The organism is Tamlana crocina (assembly GCF_012037625.1).
Genome location: NZ_JAAVJS010000562.1, coordinates 1 through 345 on the forward strand (window position 1 = coordinate 1; position 345 = coordinate 345).

General features: G+C 49.0%; 1 rRNA gene. It reads right to left on the reverse strand.

What is annotated here, in order from left to right:
• Positions 1–240: 240 nt before the first annotated feature.
• Positions 241–345 (reverse strand): 5S ribosomal RNA (rrf, locus tag HC176_RS18050); the annotation flags it as partial.

The following is a 345-nucleotide window of genomic DNA, read 5'->3' on the forward strand; positions in this document are numbered from 1 at the left end:
TTGACTTAAGCGCATAAAAAAAGCCTCAACATTGCTGTTGAGGCTTCTAAAGAAAGGCGGCGATCCTTCGACAACGCTCAGGACAGGCTCCCAATGACCACCTTTAAAGACAAGCCTGCAGGGCGCGCAGTATGAAAAGATGTGGGAATTAATCCCGAGAGCGTCAGCGACTCGGGGCTCTCCTGGTTCAAAACTGTTGTAACAAAAAAAGCACCTATCTTTCGATAAGTGCTTTTGAAAAAAAGGCGGCGACATACTCTCCCACGGGATGCAGTACCATCTGCGCTAACGGGCTTAACTTCTCTGTTCGGAATGGGAAGAGGTGAGCCCCGTTGCTATAACCAC